This is a genomic window from Yoonia sp. R2-816 (assembly GCF_046762905.1).
In the GTDB taxonomy this organism is placed as follows: Bacteria; Pseudomonadota; Alphaproteobacteria; order Rhodobacterales; family Rhodobacteraceae; genus Yoonia.
In genome coordinates this window covers 1-2,399 of the sequence record NZ_JBKQXN010000035.1, presented here as the reverse complement: position 1 = coordinate 2,399, position 2,399 = coordinate 1, and the positions used below count along the sequence as shown (strand labels likewise).

The 2,399-nt window shown below is 50.5% G+C and carries 2 protein-coding genes; both read left to right on the top strand.

Translation table 11 applies throughout. The annotated features are described in order from the left end of the window. Positions 1–1,714, top strand: a 1,714-nt coding sequence (locus ACFWW2_RS00570; RefSeq protein ID WP_393925416.1) for a PfaD family polyunsaturated fatty acid/polyketide biosynthesis protein, incomplete at its 5' end; no start/stop codon positions are given. Positions 1,715–1,758: 44 nt separating this feature from the next. Beyond that, positions 1,759–2,286, top strand: a complete 528-nt coding sequence (locus ACFWW2_RS00565; protein ID WP_393925415.1) for a beta-ketoacyl synthase N-terminal-like domain-containing protein — start codon at positions 1,759–1,761, stop codon at positions 2,284–2,286. The last annotated feature ends 113 nt before the right edge of the window (positions 2,287–2,399 follow it).

Genomic DNA, 2,399 nt, shown 5'->3' with positions numbered 1-2,399 from the left:
TCTCTTCAGGTATTTTTATGCACAAACGCTCACCCGAGCGGACGCCATAAAGAGGATGCTGAGGAGACAGTCTCTTCCAAAAGGCAGGACGATATTGCGACGTAGCGATGAAGAACAACGCGGACAGAAAGGTTCGCTTTCACCGGACATGGAAGCTCTGATTGACGTTATCCATGATTGTCGATCCGAAGCCGTCATCTATCGGAGTGCAATTGGTTCGAGAATGGCCCGGCTCAAAAAAACGAAGACTGGATATTTTGACAAGATCTCGCGTCGAGATAGCGAGAATGTTCTGGGTACTCTGCCAAGTATTTTTCCAGAGTGGCTTGGTTCTCAGAGTTTTTTGAAAAGATGCGATTGCCGATTTGCCTATGTGGTTGGCGAAATGGCGAGAGGAATTGCGACAAGCGATATGGTGGTTGAGGCGGTTAAGGCAGGGTTCGTCGGGTTCTTTGGAAGTGCTGGACTGAAGCCGTCGTTAGTAGCAAAGGCGATCCACGATATTCGACGTCAAGTTGAAGGCGACAGTGCTTGGGGGATGAATCTCATTCATTCGCCAGACAGGCCAGAGCAAGAATCCCAAATGATTGACTTGTTTCTGCGAGAGAAAATCCGCAATGTTTCAGCCTCTGCTTTCATGACCCTTTCCAAAGAGATAGTAAGGTATTCCGCAGCCGGACTGGCGCGCGGGAAGATGGGGGAAATCAACCGCGCGACCAATGTATTTGCAAAAGTTTCCCGTCCTGAGGTTGCCAAAGCATTCCTGACGCCACCGCCTTTTGTAATGCTCAAAGAGCTGGTTAACGAAGGCGCCATCTCTGAAGAACAGGCTGAATTCCATTCGAAATTGCCGACAGCTGAGTTTCTCACAGTTGAAGCCGACAGCGGTGGACACACAGATGGAAGACCGCTAACGAGTCTGTTTCCCACGATCGCTGAAGTCCGTGATCGTGCTGTGCGCGAGTATAACTATCCCAATGCCATTCTGTTGGGAGCAGCTGGTGGTATCGGAACGCCGACTGCAGCTGCAGCTGCCTTTGCATTGGGAGCCGACTTTATCGTGACCGGATCGGTCAATCAGAGTGCAACCGAATCCGGACTATCAAATGATGCACGTGCGCTGTTGTGCAATGCCGAAATTTCTGATTTTGGGATGGTGCCTGCCGCCGACATGTTTGAGGTCGGCGCCAAGGTCCAAGTACTCAAGCGCGGCACCATGTTCGGCGTCACTGCTCAACGTTTACAGGACTTCTACCGCCGCTACAGCTGTTTCGCAGACTTCACGGATCGTGATAAGCAGTGGTTAGAGGAGAAGGTGCTTCGCATGTCTTTCGAAGAAGCCTGGCAGCAAGCACGCTCCTACCATTCAGCTTACAATCAGAAATTATGTGTGCGAGCTGATACTGATGACCGCACCAAATTGGCATTGGTTTTCAAACGTTTTCTATTCCAAGCGTCGAAATGGGCTCGCGATGGCGTTACTGATCGTCGTTCTGACTACCAAATCTGGTGTGGGCCTGCGATGGGGGCATTCAACGAATGGGTGAGAGGTAGTTTTCTGAATGATCCCAAACGGCGAACGGTCCGCCAAATAGGTTTGAATATCATGGAGGGTGCTGCCATGGCCGTACGAGCCCAGCAATGCCGTTCCCTAGGTGTCTTCGTTCCGAGCACGTTTTTTTCAAGCTCACCGCAAATTCTTGATCTTGCCTGAGCCTTAAACGACATCCAACTATCGATACTTTTTGGAGTTTGAGAATGCAACAGACAACGAAACGCTCGCCGATTGCAATTGTTGGCCTTGGCACAATGTTCGCGGGCAGAGGAACCACTGCAGGGTTCTGGCATGATATCGTGGAGGGTTTAGATACAACCCGCGAGATTCCCGAAACGCATTGGCGTATTGAAGACTTTTACGACGCAGACCCATCCGCAAGAGACAAAACTTATTCCCGTCGTGGGGGCTTCATTCCTCACTTCGCATTTGATCCGATAAAATTTGGCATTCCACCTCAAGTAGTGGAAACGACTGATACTGTTCAACTTCTCGCGCTTTATGTGGCAAGTAAAGTGTTGGAAGAAACGCAACCGACTCAGGGATACGTGGACCCAATGCGGACCAGCGTCATCTTAGGAGTGGCCGCTGGAACCGAACTCATCGGAGACATGGCTAGTCGTCTCAACAGGCCGATCTGGATGAAGGCGATGCTGGAACAGGGATTGGCGAAAGAGGACGCAGAAGAAATTTGCAATAGGATTAGCTGTAGTGGTTCAGATGTGATCTGACAGTTGGCCGTTTTTCAGGCGGCGTCTGTCAGGTGAAGTTCAGTTCACGAACTTTTCCCGCCAGATTTCTTTCCCGTCGATCATAGTTTCGATGGGTGTTCTGCCGCAACACA